Annotated in this window: 14 protein-coding genes and 1 pseudogene; 7 read left to right on the top strand and 8 right to left on the bottom strand. The window is 73.1% G+C overall.

Features of this window, described 5'->3' with window-relative positions; all coding sequences use genetic code 11:
• Positions 1-3 precede the first annotated feature (3 nt).
• The 3 genes from ESG85_RS31295 to ESG85_RS31305 form a co-directional block, all read right to left on the bottom strand.
• Complete coding sequence (locus tag ESG85_RS31295) at positions 4-2121, bottom strand: NHLP family bacteriocin export ABC transporter peptidase/permease/ATPase subunit (protein ID WP_246095458.1); 2118 nt, start codon at positions 2119-2121, stop codon at positions 4-6.
• A gap of 200 nt (positions 2122-2321) precedes the next feature.
• On the bottom strand, positions 2322-3092 hold the full coding sequence (locus ESG85_RS31300; RefSeq protein WP_128984545.1) for a biotin/lipoyl-containing protein: 771 nt from the start codon (positions 3090-3092) through the stop codon (positions 2322-2324).
• Positions 3093-3246: 154 nt separating this feature from the next.
• Positions 3247-3498 (bottom strand): hypothetical protein, encoded by a 252-nt coding sequence (locus tag ESG85_RS31305; protein WP_128984546.1) that lies wholly within the window; start codon positions 3496-3498, stop codon positions 3247-3249.
• Positions 3499-4128: 630 nt separating this feature from the next.
• On the opposite strand from ESG85_RS31305, the pseudogene ESG85_RS31310 reads away from it, so the two are divergent.
• Positions 4129-4282, top strand: a pseudogene (locus ESG85_RS31310) (transposase family protein); the annotation flags it as partial.
• 187 nt (positions 4283-4469) lie between these two features.
• Here the strand turns inward: ESG85_RS31310 and ESG85_RS31315 are convergent.
• Positions 4470-5453 (bottom strand): helix-turn-helix transcriptional regulator, encoded by a 984-nt coding sequence (locus ESG85_RS31315; protein ID WP_128984547.1) that lies wholly within the window; start codon positions 5451-5453, stop codon positions 4470-4472.
• 162 nt (positions 5454-5615) lie between these two features.
• On the opposite strand from ESG85_RS31315, the gene ESG85_RS31320 reads away from it, so the two are divergent.
• From ESG85_RS31320 to ESG85_RS31335, 4 genes are all read left to right on the top strand, one after another.
• A complete protein-coding gene (locus ESG85_RS31320; protein ID WP_128984548.1) occupies positions 5616-7025 on the top strand; it encodes an aminopeptidase P family protein in 1410 nt (469 codons plus the stop codon).
• Positions 7026-7266: 241 nt separating this feature from the next.
• Positions 7267-8358, top strand: a complete 1092-nt coding sequence (locus tag ESG85_RS31325; protein WP_128984549.1) for an ABC transporter substrate-binding protein — start codon at positions 7267-7269, stop codon at positions 8356-8358.
• An 88-nt stretch (positions 8359-8446) separates the two neighbouring features.
• Positions 8447-9247: an ATP-binding cassette domain-containing protein gene (locus tag ESG85_RS31330; protein ID WP_128984550.1), complete on the top strand. Its 801-nt coding sequence runs from the start codon at positions 8447-8449 to the stop codon at positions 9245-9247.
• A complete protein-coding gene (locus tag ESG85_RS31335; RefSeq protein ID WP_128984551.1) occupies positions 9244-10542 on the top strand; it encodes a sugar ABC transporter permease in 1299 nt (432 codons plus the stop codon). The genes ESG85_RS31330 and ESG85_RS31335 overlap by 4 nt, the downstream gene beginning before the upstream one ends.
• Positions 10543-10642: 100 nt before the next feature.
• On the opposite strand, the gene ESG85_RS31340 is transcribed toward ESG85_RS31335, so the two are convergent.
• Positions 10643-11854 (bottom strand): alpha/beta hydrolase family protein, encoded by a 1212-nt coding sequence (locus tag ESG85_RS31340; RefSeq protein WP_128984552.1) that lies wholly within the window; start codon positions 11852-11854, stop codon positions 10643-10645.
• A 205-nt stretch (positions 11855-12059) separates the two neighbouring features.
• On the opposite strand from ESG85_RS31340, the gene ESG85_RS31345 reads away from it, so the two are divergent.
• On the top strand, positions 12060-12263 hold the full coding sequence (locus ESG85_RS31345; RefSeq protein ID WP_128984553.1) for an antitoxin: 204 nt from the start codon (positions 12060-12062) through the stop codon (positions 12261-12263).
• Between the two features lie 134 nt (positions 12264-12397).
• Here the strand turns inward: ESG85_RS31345 and ESG85_RS31350 are convergent, their stop codons facing one another.
• The 3 genes from ESG85_RS31350 to ESG85_RS31360 all read right to left on the bottom strand — a co-directional run bounded on the left by ESG85_RS31350 (position 12398) and on the right by ESG85_RS31360 (position 13824).
• Positions 12398-12817, bottom strand: a complete 420-nt coding sequence (locus ESG85_RS31350; protein WP_128984554.1) for a CBS domain-containing protein — start codon at positions 12815-12817, stop codon at positions 12398-12400.
• A gap of 87 nt (positions 12818-12904) precedes the next feature.
• On the bottom strand, positions 12905-13471 hold the full coding sequence (locus ESG85_RS31355) for a DJ-1/PfpI/YhbO family deglycase/protease (RefSeq protein WP_128984555.1): 567 nt from the start codon (positions 13469-13471) through the stop codon (positions 12905-12907).
• A 26-nt stretch (positions 13472-13497) separates the two neighbouring features.
• Positions 13498-13824, bottom strand: coding sequence for a plasmid stabilization protein (locus tag ESG85_RS31360; RefSeq protein WP_128984556.1), 327 nt, complete (start codon positions 13822-13824; stop codon positions 13498-13500).
• Positions 13825-14012: 188 nt separating this feature from the next.
• Here ESG85_RS31360 and ESG85_RS31365 point away from each other — a divergent pair, with 188 nt between their 5' ends.
• The gene (locus tag ESG85_RS31365) at positions 14013-14933 is read left to right on the top strand and encodes a SigB/SigF/SigG family RNA polymerase sigma factor (RefSeq protein ID WP_128984557.1); all 921 of its coding nucleotides are present in this window, start codon (positions 14013-14015) and stop codon (positions 14931-14933) included.
• The last annotated feature ends 32 nt before the right edge of the window (positions 14934-14965 follow it).

Genomic DNA, 14965 nt, shown 5'->3' on the forward strand with positions numbered 1-14965 from the left:
ATCTCAGTGCTCCCTGACCAGATGGGCGTACGGGCCGCCCGCGGCCACCAGACCGGCGTGCCGCCCGCGTTCCACGACCGTGCCCCGGTCGAGCACCAGGATCTCGTCGCTGTCGCGCACGGTGCTCAGCCGGTGGGCGATGACCACGCAGGCGCAGCCGCGCCGCCGCAGGTTGTCCATGACCTCTCGTTCGGTCACCGCGTCCAGGGCGCTGGTCACTTCGTCGAGGACCAGCACGCTCGGGTCGCGGACCAGGGCCCGGGCGAGTTCCAGCCGTTGCCGCTGCCCGCCGGAGAAGTTCCGGCCGTCCTGCTCGACCCGGCTGTGGATGCCGCCGGGACGGCGGGAGACCACGTCCAGGACGGCGGCGTCCGCGAGCGCCGCGACGACCGCCTCGTCCGGCACCGACGGGTCCCAGAGGGCCACGTTGTCGCGGACGGTGCCCTCGAAGAGGAAGACGTCCTGGTCGACGAAGGACACCGAGGCGGCGAGCGCGCCGCGCGGGATGTCCGCGAGCGGCATCCCGTCGATCCGGACGGCGCCCTCCCACGGCGCGTACAGACCGGCGATCAGCCGCGAGACCGTGGACTTCCCGCTGCCCGAGCCGCCGACCAGCGCGACCTGCTGCCCGGGACCGACCGCGAGCGAGAAGTCCTTCAGGAGCGGCGCGTCCAGCGGGCTGTAGCCGAAGGTGACCCCGTCGAGCTCCACGTGGCCGGTGAGCCTGCGAGCCCCGCCGGCGGGCTCGCGGCGGGTGTGGACCGGGTCGACGGGGAAGTTCTCCACGTCCTTGAGCCGGGCGACGTCCGCCGCGAAGTCCTGGATGCGGCCCGCGACCGCGCCGAGCCGCGCGACGGGCGCGGTGAACCCGGTCACCAGGGACTGGAAGGCGACGAGCAGACCCACCGTCAGATGCCCTTCCACCGCCCGCAGTCCGCCGATCATCAGGATCAGCGCGCTGTTCAGCGCGGCCAGCGCGGGCGCCACGATCGCGAGCCACGCGCCCGGCACCCCGAGCCGCTGCTGCACGTCGAGCGTGACCGCGTGCTGCCCCGACCAGCGGCGGAAGAAGCCGTCCTCGCCGCCCGTGGCCTTGATCGTCTCGATCATCTGGAGACCGCCGTACGAGGTGCTGGTCAGCCGGGCGCTCTCGGCACGCAGCTTGTGCGTGCCCGTGGCCCGCACCCGCATCGTGATCCGCAGCGCCACCACGTTGAGCAGCGCCACACCGACTCCGACCAGGGTCAGCTGCGGGTCGTACGTCCACAGCAGCACCGCGTACAGCAGCACGACGACGGCGTCCACGCCCGCCGCCGACAGGTCGCGGGCGAGCGTCTCGGCGACCTGGTCGTTGGAGCGCAGCCGCTGCACCAGGTCGGCCGGGCTGCGCTGGGCGTAGAAGGCGACCGGGAGGCGGAGCAGGTGCCGCAGGAAGCGGGCGCCGCCCAGGGTCGAGGAGACGATCCGCCCGCGCAGCAGGTTGCCCTGCTGGAGCGCGGTGAGCGCCGCCGTGAGGACCAGCGCGGTCGCCATCGCCGCGAACAGCACGCCGAGCAGCGAGGACTGCCCGCCGATGAGGAAGGTGTCGATGTACGTGCGGCTGAGCGCCGGCACCCAGGCTCCGACGGCCACGAGCAGCACGCTCGCCAGCACCGCGGCGGCCATCGTGCCCGAGGTGCCGCGCAACCGTGCCGGCACGGCGTCCAGGACGCCCGGCCGGCGGCCACCAGGCCGGAAACCGGCGCCCGGTTCGAGGACGAGCACGATGCCGGTGAAGGCGGCGTCGAAATCCTCCATCGGCACGAACCGCCGCCCCTTGGCCGGGTCGTTGACGTACACGCCGGACCGGCCGAGACGCCGGCCCATGCCCTCGTAGACGACGTAGTGGTTGAACTCCCAGAACAGCACGGCCGGTGCGACGACCTCCGCGAGCGCCGCCAGGCCCATCTGCATGCCCTTGGCCGTCAGACCGTAACTCCGCGCCGCCTTCAGGAGGTTGCCGGCCCGGGAACCGTCGCGCGAGACGCCGCACGCGATCCGCAGCTCCTCCAGCGGCACGAACCGGCCGTGGTGCCCGAGCACCGTCGCGAGCGCCGCGGCGCCGCACTCCACGGCCTCCATCTGCAGCACGGTCGGGGTGCGGACGGTACGGGTCCGGCGGGCGCGGGGCGGGGCCGTGCGCGCCGGACGGCGCCGGGAGGCGGCCGCACGGGAGTTCTTCGCACGGGAGTTCTTCGCACGGGAGGTCTCCGTGCGGGAGGGGCTTTCGGGAGGGACCTGCTTGCTGGGCGTCTGCTGACGAGGGGACTTCTTGCGCGGGTTCACGGGAGCAGCCAGTCGACGGGGCGTTGCGAGGAGAGGTGGACGGCGCCGGTGACCGGCGTGCCGGAGTCGGCCGGTCCGGGGCCTTCGGGGGAGCGGGGCAGGCGCACGAGCACGGCCACCGGGTTGCCCTGCCGGGTGAACTCCGCCGCCAGCCCGTCGTCGCCGAGGAAGCCGCCGATCCGGGCGCGGGACTGCGGCGTGCGGCCCACGGCCGCGACCCGGCCGCGCAGCGTCCCGGCCCGGCCCGCGGTCGCCTGGCGGACCGTCACGTCGACGGCGGCGCCCGCACGGATTCCGGCGGCCTCGCCCGCCGGCACGTACAACACCGCCACCAGCGGTTCGCCGGGATCCGTGACCCGCTCGACGGCGGCCACGTCGGCGCCGGCCGTCACGACGGCGCCGGTACGGGCGAACAGGGCGGCCACCCGGCCGCCGGCCACGGCGCGCACGGGCCGGTCGCCGCGGTCCGTGCGGACGACGGCCAGCGGCTGCCCCGAGGCGACGGTCGTGCCCTCGGAGACCAGGACCTCGGTCACCTGGCCGGCCACCGGGCTCTGCAGCAGGTGGCGACCCTCGGCGGGGGTGAGGACGCCGGGCGCGGTCAGTTTCGACGTCACCGTGCCGGTGAACGCCCAGTACCCGGCGGCGGCCATCACGAGCACCGTGACGGCCAGGACGAGTCGCCCCTGGGGGCGGGCGAAACGCACGGGAAGATCGAGTTCCTCGGGGGACTGCAGGCGGGAAAGGGCCTTTTGGCGAAACTGCATGGCATTTCCCTTTCCTGCGGTGTGACCGTGGTGCGACCGCGATTTCCTTGCCGCGGCGGAACGACCGCGCGGCAGGGACGACCGCCGACCGACCCGCCCCGGGTGCCGGGCCGCCCCGGGGCGTGTGCCCCGGGGCGGCCCGGCGGTGACTCGCTCAGAGACCGGCGATGCCGGTGATGGCGCCGGTGTTCACCGAGACGCCGGTGACGCCCTGGACCAGGCCGGGAACGCCGTTGACCAGGCCCTCGACGTTCTGCACGGTCTGCAGGTTGCCGACGGTGCCGAGCAGGTTGGCCACGTCGCCCGTCACGGCGCCGGCGAGCCCGCCCTGGACGCTGATGACACCGCCGGACACGGCGTCCAGCTCGGTGTCGGCGATCTCGCGGGTCTCGATGTCGTTACGCATGGAGCGCACCTTTCGTTCGGTGGGGGGAATCCGTCTGCCGCGGCGGGCCAGATCAAAGCACGCCAACGGGTGTACGAGCCAATTCCGTTGACGCCTTTTCCGCGCCATTCGCGCACCGTCGGAAGCCGCCCGTGCAGCATGTTTCACGTAATGGCGACAGCTTCTCCGCAGAGCGGAGTAACAGATTCCGGGGGGTGGTGAGGGGCAGGGGGCGAACCGGGCGAAGCCCGGCATCCGGCCCCGGGCCGTGTGCCGGTCCGGAGTGCGGTGGGGGAGACGCGGTTCAAGTCACCTCCACAATGTGCGGGTTCTCGTCAGGCGGTGACGAGTGCAGGGGGGAGGGCCGTGGAGCCCGGCGGCGGTGGGGCCCACGGCCGCGGGGACCGACGACGCCCGCGTGCCTTGGGACGGTGCGGGCGGGCGGCGCCCGCGTGCCTTGGGACGGTGCGGGCGGGCGGCGCCCGCGTGCCTTGGGACGGTGCGGGCCGGTGGGGTCCGCGTGCCTTGGGACGGTGCGGGGCCGGTGGGGTCCGCGCGCCTCGGGACGGTGCGGACGGGCGGCGCCCGCGCGCCTCACGGCCGCGGCACATGCTCCGGCGGTGCTGCCGCGGCCCGGCCGTTCTCCCCTGCTCCGGCAGGCGCAAGAGGCACGGGATGAACGTGCAGGTCATCGCCGCCCCCTTCGGGCGGCAGCCGTGGGCCTCACGCCCCCCTGCCCGGCGCCGTCCACGACGTCCGCGCGACCCGCGAACACGGCATCGCCGACGCCCTCGCCGAGGCCGGGAGTGCTCGACCACACGGATCACCAGCCTCGTCCAGGGCGTACTCGGCGTACTCACCCGTCATCCGACCTGCCCGAAGTGAGGAGGGGGAGCCGCTCCGTGCCGCTCACCGCCGCCGCGAATGCGGCCGCGGCACCTCGGTGCCGGTTCGCGCTGCCGCCGGTCCCGCGGGGCGTGGCCGGGGCGCTCTCACAGCCAGCCGGCGCGCTGGGCCTGCAGGGCGAGCTGGAAGCGGTTCGCCGCGCCGAGTCTCGCCATCAGGACCTGCAGCCGCCGGAACAGGGTCCGGCGGCTGACGCCGAGCTCGCGCGCGATGACCTCGTCGCTCGCCCCGCCCGCCAGCAGCCGCAGCAGCCGGCGGTCGGCCGGCGGCAGCGCGGCGGGCCGCGCCGCGCCGCCGTGGAAGGGAAGCGCGCTGTGCCAGCACTGCTCGAACAGCGCCACCAGCGCGGAGAGCAGCCCGCACGGCTGCACCACCAGCATCGTGTTGACCACGTCCGCCTCCCGGATCGACAGCGACACCAGGGCGTACGCCTCGTCGATGATCAGCAGTTTCACCGGCACCGACGGCAGCACCCGGGCCTGCTCGCCCGCCGCGATGGCGGGCTCGATGGCGTCCCGCAGATGCCCCGGGTGCTCCAGGGACTCCCGGGAGTACACGACCCGCTGCCGCACCCCGCGCGCCAGCGTCGCGAGCGCGTCCTCCGTGGCGCCCGGCAGCGGCACGTACGGCGGCGACTCGAACTGCCGGATCTGCTCCCGCGCGCTCGCCCACGCGTGCCGCATCCGCGGCCCGATCGCCTCGCCCGTGACGACCTCGACCAGATCGTCGTTGTACGCGGCCAGCCGGTGCCGCCGGAACGACTCGAAGGCACCGCCGACCGCGATCCGCGACTCCTCCAGCTCCGCCGCCCGGTGCCGGGCCAGGATCTCCAGGCCCGCCGCGGGCGGCACCGGCGCCACCACGTCGGTCTCGTCCTCGGCGGAGCTGGCCAGACCCGCGTCGACCAGCTCCGCGTAGGCGGAGGTCAGCTCGGCGCCGCCGAGGCCCGCCGCCCGGCCGATCACGCCGAGCGGCGCGGGCGCCGATTCCAGCAGGGCCCGGTAGACCCGGCCGGCCGTGGGGCCGACGCCCAGGAGCCGTAGCGCCTCACCGAGTTTCGCGTTCGTCATGCCCACATTGTCGGCGCTCCCCGTCGCTCCGTATGGCCGATCGGTGCCACTGGCACTCCCGGGCCCACGGCGTCCGCTCCGCCCACTACCTTCCGGAACCGCACGCTCACCGACGCCGGGCACCGGACACCGGGCACCCGGCACGAGACGAAGGGGTACGACGTGGCCAAGGCACGGAAGAACGGTCTGTACGGAGGCGTCTCCGCGGAACTGTCGGCGCTCATGCGCACCGGCTGGGCCGACACCGAACGGCACGACCTCGCCCTCGACGAGCAGGCCCCGTACGCGGCCGCCCGCCGCGCGGCGCTCTCCGCCCGCTTCCCCGGCGAGCGCCTGGTGGTCCCCTCGGGCAACCTCAAGGCCCGTTCCAACGACGACCTGTACCCGTTCCGGCCGTACTCCGGCTACGTGCACCTGACCGGCGACCAGGCCAGGGACGGCGCCCTCGTGCTCGAACCGCGCGCGGACGGCGGGCACGACGCCTACTGCTACCAGCTGCCCCGCGACGGACGGGACACCGACGAGTTCTGGATCGGCTACCACGCCGAACTGTGGATGGGCCGCCGCCGCTCCCTCGCCGAATCCGAGCGCGTTCTCGGCCTGCCCTGTCGCGACGTCCGCACCGCCGTCCTGGACCTCGCCGCCTCTACCGTCCCCACCCGCGTCGTCCGCGGCGTCGACCCGGCCCTGGAGGCCGCCGTCCGCACCGACGAGGAGCGCGACGACGAGCTGGAGGAGGTGCTGAGCGAGCTGCGCCTGGTGAAGGACGCCTGGGAGATCGGCGAGATGCGCAAGGCGGTCGACTCCACCGTCCGCGGCTTCACCGACGCCGTCTCCGAGCTCTCCCGCGCCGTCGCCACCTCCGAGCGCTGGATCGAGGGCACCTTCTTCCGCCGCGCCCGCCTGGAGGGCAACTCCGTCGGCTACGGCTCCATCTGCGCCGCCGGCGACCACGCCACGATCATGCACTGGACCACCAACGACGGACCCGTGCGCCCCGGCGAGCTGCTGCTCCTCGACGCCGGCGTGGAGACCCACAGCCTCTACACCGCCGACGTCACCCGCACCCTCCCCATCAGCGGCACCTTCACGCCCGTGCAGCGGCAGGTCTACGACGCGGTGTACGAGGCCCAGGAGGCCGGCATGGCCGCCGTCAAGCCCGGGGCCGCCTACCGCGACTTCCACGAGGCCGCCCAGCGCCACCTCGCCGCCCGGCTCGTCGAGTGGGGCTTCATCGAGGGGCCTGCCGAGCGCGCGTACGAACTCGGCCTGCAGCGCCGCTTCACCATGGCCGGCACCGGCCACATGCTCGGCCTGGACGTCCACGACTGCGCCCACGCCCGCAACGAGGAGTACGTGGACGGCGTCCTGGAGCCCGGCATGGTGCTCACCGTCGAGCCCGGGCTCTACTTCCAGCCGGACGACCTGACCGTGCCCGAGGAGTGGCGGGGCATCGGCGTCCGCATCGAGGACGACCTCCTCGTCACCGGGGACGGCCACGAGAACCTGTCGGCCGGCCTGCCCCGGTCCGCCGACGAGGTCGAGGCCTGGATGGCCCGGCACGCCGGCTGACCGGCCCGCCACGCCCGCTGCCCGGTCGGCCACGCCGGCCGACCGGCCGACCGGCCGCCCGGACCGTTCGCGGCGCCGCGCCCACGGGGGGTGCGGCGCCGCGAATGGAAGGCCCCGCGGGTTGGGGCTAGTGTCGATACATAGGCCATAAGGTGCGCCGACGCTCCCGCGGTCAGGCAGTCTTCGCAAGCCTCGCAGCCCCCGCGGTAGAGGGGTCGAGGGCGCGCGGAAGGAGCCTGCCATGACCCGAACAGTGCGCGCGGCGATCGCCGTCGCGGGAGCCGCGGTCCTGTCCCTGAGCGTGGTGACCACGAGCGGCGTCGCCCAGTCCGCCCCGGACTCGGAACGGCGCCAGGACATCAAGATCGGCCTGCTGCTCCCGGAGAGCAAGACCACCCGGTACGAGAAGTTCGACAAGCCCTACATCGAGCAGAAGATCCAGGAGCTGGCGCCCGGCGCCCAGGTCGACTACTACAACGCCGCCGAGAGCGCGACCACCCAGCAACAGCAGGTCAACACCGCGCTCGCCAAGGGCGACAAGGTGCTCATCCTGGACGCGGTGGACTCCAAGTCCATCCAGTCCTCCGTGGACAAGGCGCACGCCGCCGGCGTGAAGGTCGTCGCCTACGACCGTCTCGCCCAGGGCCCGGTCGACTCCTACGTGTCGTACGACAACCGCAAGGTCGGCGAACTGCAGGGCAAGGCACTCCTCGACGCACTCGGCGACAAGGCCGGTTCCGGCCAGATCGTGATGCACAACGGCTCGCCCACCGACCCGAACGCCGCCGACTTCAAGGCCGGCGCGCACTCCGTCCTCGACGGCAAGGTGAAGATCGGCAAGGAGTACGACACCCCCAACTGGGACCCCAACAACGCCAACCAGCAGATGTCCGGAGCGATCAGCGCCCTCGGCAAGGACAACATCGTCGGCGTCTACTCCGCCAACGACGGCCTCGCCGCCGGCATCTCGACCGCCCTCAAGGCGGCCGGCATGAACGTGCCGCTGACCGGCCAGGACGCCCAGCTCGACGCCATCCAGCGCATCCTGGTCGGCGATCAGACGATCACCGTCATGAAGCCGTACAAGCCCGAGGCGGACATCGCCGCCACGATGGCCGTCGACCTCGCCGAGGGCAAGGCGCTCCCGAAGGACCTCGTGCCCCTGACCGTCACCAACGGCAGCGGCGACAAGGTCCCGGCCAACCTGCTGACGCCGGTCGTGGTCGACAAGACCAACATCAAGGACACCGTCGTCAAGGACGGGCTCTACACGGTCGACGAGATCTGCACGCCGACGTACGAGGAAGCCTGCAAGCAGGCCGGTCTGGAGTAGGCCGCCCGAAGTGAGCGGCCCGGAAGCGCGCGGCCCGCGGCGGTCGCGCGGCCCGCAACGGTCCTGGTAGGCGTCGGAGGCGGTCGCTGTGCCGGAAACACCTGTGCTGTCCCTGCGGGGGATCTCCAAGCGGTTCGGCGCGGTCCAGGCCCTGTCGGGCTTCGACCTGGAGGTGAACGCCGGAGAGGTCGTCGCCCTCGTCGGCGACAACGGCGCCGGCAAGTCGACCGCCATCAAGGCGATCGCCGGAGTGAACCCGCCCGACGAGGGCGTCATCGAATGGCAGGGCCGGCGGGTCTCGATCAACCGGCCCCACGACGCCCAGAACCTCGGCATCGCCACCGTGTACCAGGACCTCGCGCTGTGCGACAACCTCGACGTGGTCGGCAACCTCTTCCTCGGCCGCGAACTGCGCCGCTTCGGAGTGCTCGACGAGGTCCGCATGGAGCAGCGCTCCCGCGAGCTCCTCCACACCCTGTCCATCCGCATCCCGTCGGTCCGCATCCCCGTCGCGTCCCTGTCCGGCGGCCAGCGCCAGACGGTGGCGATCGCCCGCTCCCTGGTCGGCGACCCCAAGGTCGTGCTCCTGGACGAGCCCACCGCCGCCCTGGGCGTCGAGCAGACCGCCGAGGTCCTGGATCTCGTGGAACGGCTCCGCGAGCACGGCCTGGGCACCATCCTGATCAGCCACAACATGGTGGACGTGATGGCCGTCGCGGACCGCATCGCGGTCCTCCGCCTCGGCCGCAACAACGGCTTCTTCGACAAGCGGTCCACCAGCACGGAGGAGATCATCTCCGCCATCACCGGGGCCACCGAGAGCGCCGTGACCCGGCGTCAGGCCCGCATCCGCGAGGAGCGGCAGGCCCGCGGGGAGGAGGAGCCATGAACGGCGACCGCGACTCCGGCGGCGGCCCGGAGCGCCCCGCAGGCGCCCCGTCCCAGGAACCCGCGCCCAAGGCCGTACCCGCCGTCGACAGCCGGCTCATCGTCCGCGAGGAGGGCCTGCGCGGCTACGTCGGCGAGTTCCGGCGCAAGATGCGCAGCGGCGAACTCGGCTCGCTGCCCGTCGTCGTCGCCATCGCCGTCATCTGGACGGTCTTCGGCAGCCTCGACAGCACCTTCCTCTCCGCGCAGAACCTCTCCGACCTCAGCCAGCAGATCGTCGGCACGGGCATGATCGCCGTCGGCATCGTCTTCGTGCTGCTGCTCGGCGAGATCGACCTGTCCGTCGGCTCCGTCAGCGGACTGTGCGCGGCGATCTTCGCCGTGCTCAACGTGCTCAACGGCATGAACGAATGGCTGGCGCTGCTGGTCGCCGTCGCCGGGGGAGCCGCGGTCGGCCTCATCCACGGCTTCTTCTTCGCCAAGGTCGGCGTGCCCGCCTTCGTCGTCACCCTCGCCGGCAACCTCTTCTGGAACGGCCTGATGCTCCAGGTGCTGGGCACCAGCGGCACGGTGAACATCCCCAGCGAGAGCATCGTCGCCAAGCTGTACTCGACCATCTTCCACAGCCCGGCCACCGCCTACGTCGCGGCCGGCGTGGGCGTCGGACTCTTCCTGCTCGCCTCGCTCCAGGACGCCAGGCGCCGGCAGGCCGCCCACGTGCCGTTCCGGCCGTTCGGCGAGATCGTGCTGCGCACGGTCGTCATCGCGGCCATCGCCTTCGTCGCCGCGTACATCCTCAACCAGTACCAGGGACTGCCGCTGCCCCTGCTGATCTTCCTGATCCTGCTGGTGCTCCTCGACTTCGTGCTGCGCCGCACCCGCTACGGGCGGCAGATCTTCGCGGTCGGCGGCAACATCGAGGGCGCCCGCCGGGCCGGCATCAGCGTGCCCTTCGTCCGGATGAGCGTCTTCACCGTCTCCGGCACGATGGCGGCGATCGGCGGCCTCTTCCTCGCCGGCCAGATCCAGTCCGCGAGTCAGACCTCCGGCGGCGGCAATCTGCTGATGAACGTGATCGCCGCCGCCGTCATCGGCGGCACGAGCCTGTTCGGCGGCCGCGGCTCGGTCTGGTCCGCGCTCCTCGGCGCACTGGTCATCGGCTCCATCCAGTCCGGCATGAACATCATGGGCGTCAGCAACGCCGTCCAGTTCATGATCACCGGCGCCGTGCTGCTCGCCGCCGTGGTCGTGGACTCGCTGTCCCGGCGGAGCCAGAAGGCCGCGGGACGCGCCTGAGACGGTCGTCCCGGGCGTGCCCCGCGGCCTCCGGCCGTACGCGCCCGGCGGCGCCCCGGGACTGCTCCCCCCGCGGCCCGGCCGTACGGCCCGTACGCCGCTACGGCCGGTGGAACCGCACCTCGGGGTGCTGTGCGCTCGGCCCCGTCAGGAGCGGCTGCGGTACGCCCTTGAGGTGCTCGTCGAAGAACGCGGCGACGTACGCGCGGGTCACGGCCAGGGCCCGGTCGGCCGGGATCGGCCCGGCGGGCAGGCCGAAGTGGCGCTGGATCACCGGCCCGTCCGAGAACGTGAAGTGGTCGGCGCCCGCCACCGTCAGCCAGCGCTTCCAGCCGTCGAGCGCCTGCCACGTGCGGTCCCAGGTCTCGTCCTCGCCGCCGGGACGGTGCACCGCGTCGTCGGTGCCCAGGAACAGGAACGGCCGGCCGCCGAGTCCGCCCGCCGGCAACGTGTCCCAGAACGAGCCGTCCATGTTCACCCCGGCGTCGATGCGCCGGTCGGCGAGCATCGCGGTGGCCGCGCTCGCTCCGCCGATCGAGTGGCCGGCCATGCCGATCCGTGACCGGTCGATGCTCCGCGCGTACGGCCAGGCGGCGTGCGGGCCGGTGATCCGGTCCAGGAGGAAGCGGACGTCGGCCGCACGGGCGGCCGTGACGTCACTGCCCTTCACCCGGCCCTCCTCCAGCGCCGCGCAGGCCACACAGGTGAGGACCCGCCCGCCCGGCACGGAGGTGCCCGAGGTCTCGTAGGCGTGGTCGACGGAGGCGACGGCATAGCCCCGCGAGGCCAGTTCCACGGCGGTGGCGGTCAGGGTGAAGCGCGGCACGCCGAAGCCGGGTGACAGCACCACGAGCGGATGGCGCCCCGGCGCGGGCCGCGCGTCCCTGACGCTGTACGTGCCCATGCCGGCCAGTGCGCGGACCGACGCCGGGTCCGCCGTTCCGACGCCCCGCAGGAGCAGCCGCGCCTCGTCCTCGGTCGCGTACGGGGCGGGCCGGCCGTGCGCCTTGCGGGCCGCGGGGTAGTGGAGCGTCACCATCAGTTCGCGGCCGTCTGCCGTGGGCACCCACGGGTCGGGACGGGACCGGTCGACGAGGTGCAGGACGGAGGCGCCCACGCGGAACCCGCCGGTGGGTGCGGGAAGTTCGAGCGGGTCGGCCGCGGGGGCGGTGCCGGCCAGGGGTGCGGGCGCGGGCGCGGGAGCCGCGGCGACGGCCGTGGGCGTCGCCGCGGTGGCGGGAAGGGCGGTGGCGGGTAACGCGACGGCGCAGGCGAGGAGGGCGGTCGCGGCCGCCCGGATCGGTGTGATCATGCCCAGGACGCTACGGTCCCGCGCCCGGGCCCCGCGTCAGACCACGGACGGAACCGGCCCGGCCGCCCGTACACCCGGGGTCGGACACCGTGTCGGCCTCCCGGTGACCGCGCCCGGAGCACCGGCCGGGCCGCTCTGCGGATGCGGGCCGCGTCCGGGTCCGGGATGCTGGACGGGACAGGGGGGCCACTCGAGGAGGGCCGCGATGTCCGTGATGGACAAGCTCAAGCAGATGCTCAAGGGCCACGAGGACAAGGCGGGTCAGGGCATCGACAAGGCCGGCGACTACGTCGACGGCAAGACGCAGGGCAAGTACAGCAGCCAGGTCGACACCGCCCAGGACAGGATGAAGCAGCAGCTGGGCGGAACGGACCGGGAGCAGCCCCCGGAGCAGCCGCCCCAGCGGTGACCCCTGAGTCGGAGCGGTGACCCGCGCCCGCGCGGCGACCCGTGAAACGCCCCTGGCAGCCGCGCCGTCCGTGCGCGGCTGCCAGGGGCGTTTCCGCTCCGGCCGCAGCCTCGGGAGTGTTCCCGGGCGCAGCCTCAGGAGTGTTCGGAGATGGCCTCGACCAGGTCGCCGACCGGTCGGTCCGGCAGGGTCCTGGCGACGTCCGCCTGGGCGATGATGCCCACGAGGACGTGCCCGTCGATGACGGGGACGCGGCGGATCCGGTGCTCGCTCATCACGTGCAGCACCTCGTCGGCCGAGTCCTCCGCGCCGACGGTGACGATCTCGTCCTGGGCGAGCTCGCCCGCCGTGCACGCCGCGGGGTCCTTGCCCTCGGCGACGACCTTCAGGACGATGTCACGGTCGGTGAGCATGCCCTTGAGCCGCTCGTCGGGGCCGCAGATGGGCAGCGCGCCCACGTCGAGCCGGACCATTTTCCGGGCGGCCTCGGCGATGGTCTCGTCCCAGCGGACGCACGTCGCGTCGGCGGTCATCATCTCGCGTGCGGTGGTCATGGTGATCTCCCGTGGGTGGTGGGGTCGGCGTCGGGGGAGGGGGCGCGGTCGGGGAGGCGCGGCGCGCGACGGCGGGCGCGCCGGCGTTCAGGCTCGGGCCGTACGGCCTTCGAGCGCCTCGACGATCGCCTTCGAGAAGGCGTCCAGGTCGGCGGGTCTGCGCGAGGTGATCAGCGGATGGCCGCCGGAGGTGTCCACGACGACCTCACGGTCCTGCCAGTGGCCGCCCGCGTTCTCCAGGTCCGTCCGGAGGGACGGGTAGGAGGTGAGTTCGCGGCCCTTGACCACCCCGCTCTCCAGGAGCAGCCACGGTCCGTGACAGATCGACGCCACCGGCCTGCCGTCGTCGGCGAAGGCGGCGATCAGGCGCTGGGCCTGGTGGTTGGTGCGCAGCCGGTCGGCGTTCAGCGTGCCGCCCGGCACGACGACGGCGTCGTACGCCTCCGGTGAGGCCTCCGCGAGGGTCGTGTCCGGCTCGACGACGCTTCCCGGCCGGCGGTCGGAGATCAGGGTCAGGACGGGTTCGTCCCGCGGGGCGGCGACAGTGACGCGGGCACCGGCTTCCCGCAGTACCGCCATCGGGTGCATGAGTTCGTCCTGCTCCGTCCCGTAGTTGCTGGTGAGGACGAGAACGGTCGTTCCGTCGAGCGTCACGATGGATCCCTTCGGGGCCCCCGAGGTCAGTTGCCTCCGAGGGAGCGCTTGAGTTCGGCCTTGTTCATCGAGGACCGGCCGTGGATGTTGCGGCGCTGTGCCTCCGCGTACAGCTGGTCGTACGTCGGTCCCTCGGAGCCGCTGTGCGAGCGCTTCCCGCCGCGACGCGAGGACGACATGTCCTGGACGGAGCTCTTGCTCGCCGTCTTGGACTCGCCCGCGCGGGCGCGTTCCTTGTTCACGGTGCGGGCGGCGATCTCCTTGGCCCGCTTCGTGCTCTCGCCGCGGTCCTGGGCGCTCTCCTTGATGTGCTCGTACTGACGTTCGCGCTTGGCGCTCGATCCACGGGGCATGGTGCGCTCCTCTCCGGGGCGTGCCGGGGCTGTTCTCCGGGCCTTCACGAGGCCGCTTCCCTCACCGATCCGAATAATTCGTGTCAAACCGGACGGGAACGGGAATCCTCCTTTCAGACGCTCGGACCGACGGATCCCTCCGCGTACCCCGCGTGGCGAAGGCCGCCGGTCACCGTCGAAGGAGTCACATGTCCAGGAACGCGACGCCGACGCGCCGCAGTACCGTCCGCCCCGCGCCGCCCAGCCCGGCGGCCTCGATGCGCCGCGAGGCGCTGGACGGACTGCCCGAGATCGACCGGCCCACCCAGGTCTCCACCGACGACGCGCAGACGCTGTCCACCGCGCTGCTCACCCGGCTGCGCGAACTGGAACCCGGCACTCCCGAGCACGCTTACGTACGCAACACCCTCGTCGAGCTGAACCTGAGCCTCGTGCGGTTCGCCGCCCGGCGCTTCAAGAACCGGCCGGAACAGCGCGAGGACATCGTCCAGGTCGGCACGATCGGCCTGATCAAGGCCATCGACCGGTTCGACCCGGAGCGCGGCATCGAGTTCTCCGCGTTCGCGCTGCCCACCGTCGTCGGAGAGATGAAACGATTCTTCCGTGACACCACCTGGGCCGTCCGGGTACCCAGGCGCCTCCAGGAACTCCGCATCGACATGGCCAAGGCCGCCGACGCCCTCGAACAGAGCCTCGGCCACAGGCCCACCCGCGCCGAGGTCGCCGAGCACCTGCACGTCACCGAGGAACGCGTCGCCGAAGGCGAACTCGCCGCCCGCGGCTACACCGCCCGCTCCCTGGACGCCTCCGTCTCCGACGAGGGCGACCCGCCGCGCAGCGGCTCCCGCCGGCTGGCCGAGCCGGAGCCCTCGTACGAACTGATCGAGGACTTCGCCTCCCTGAAGCCGCTCATCGACCACCTCGGCGAACGGGACCGCACGATCCTCTCGCTGCGCTTCGGCGAGGAGCTCACCCAGGCCGAGATCGGCGCCCGCCTCGGCCTCTCCCAGATGCACATCTCCCGCCTGCTCACCCGCATCCTCGGCGAACTGCGCGCGGGACTCCTCACCGAGGACGCGCCGACCGCGCCCCGCACCACCGGCGGCTGACACCACCGGCCCGACGGACCCCGGCGCACCCC

The sequence above is a fragment of the Streptomyces roseicoloratus genome (genome assembly GCF_004117935.1).
Taxonomy (GTDB): Bacteria; Actinomycetota; Actinomycetes; order Streptomycetales; family Streptomycetaceae; genus Streptomyces; species Streptomyces roseicoloratus.

What these genes read in the sequence shown, in the direction of transcription:
- ESG85_RS31315 (WP_128984547.1), bottom strand. Translation starts at nt 5,453, where the DNA reads ATGACGAACGCGAAACTCGGTGAGGCGCTACGGCTCCTGGGCGTCGGC.
- ESG85_RS31325 (WP_128984549.1), top strand. Translation starts at nt 7,267, where the DNA reads ATGACCCGAACAGTGCGCGCGGCGATCGCCGTCGCGGGAGCCGCGGTC.
- ESG85_RS31345 (WP_128984553.1), top strand. Translation starts at nt 12,060, where the DNA reads ATGTCCGTGATGGACAAGCTCAAGCAGATGCTCAAGGGCCACGAGGAC.
- ESG85_RS31335 (WP_128984551.1), top strand. Translation starts at nt 9,244, where the DNA reads ATGAACGGCGACCGCGACTCCGGCGGCGGCCCGGAGCGCCCCGCAGGC.
- ESG85_RS31360 (WP_128984556.1), bottom strand. Translation starts at nt 13,824, where the DNA reads ATGCCCCGTGGATCGAGCGCCAAGCGCGAACGTCAGTACGAGCACATC.
- ESG85_RS31295 (WP_246095458.1), bottom strand. Translation starts at nt 2,121, where the DNA reads ATGGAGGCCGTGGAGTGCGGCGCCGCGGCGCTCGCGACGGTGCTCGGG.
- ESG85_RS31350 (WP_128984554.1), bottom strand. Translation starts at nt 12,817, where the DNA reads ATGACCACCGCACGCGAGATGATGACCGCCGACGCGACGTGCGTCCGC.
- ESG85_RS31340 (WP_128984552.1), bottom strand. Translation starts at nt 11,854, where the DNA reads ATGATCACACCGATCCGGGCGGCCGCGACCGCCCTCCTCGCCTGCGCC.
- ESG85_RS31365 (WP_128984557.1), top strand. Translation starts at nt 14,013, where the DNA reads ATGTCCAGGAACGCGACGCCGACGCGCCGCAGTACCGTCCGCCCCGCG.
- ESG85_RS31300 (WP_128984545.1), bottom strand. Translation starts at nt 3,092, where the DNA reads ATGCAGTTTCGCCAAAAGGCCCTTTCCCGCCTGCAGTCCCCCGAGGAA.
- ESG85_RS31305 (WP_128984546.1), bottom strand. Translation starts at nt 3,498, where the DNA reads ATGCGTAACGACATCGAGACCCGCGAGATCGCCGACACCGAGCTGGAC.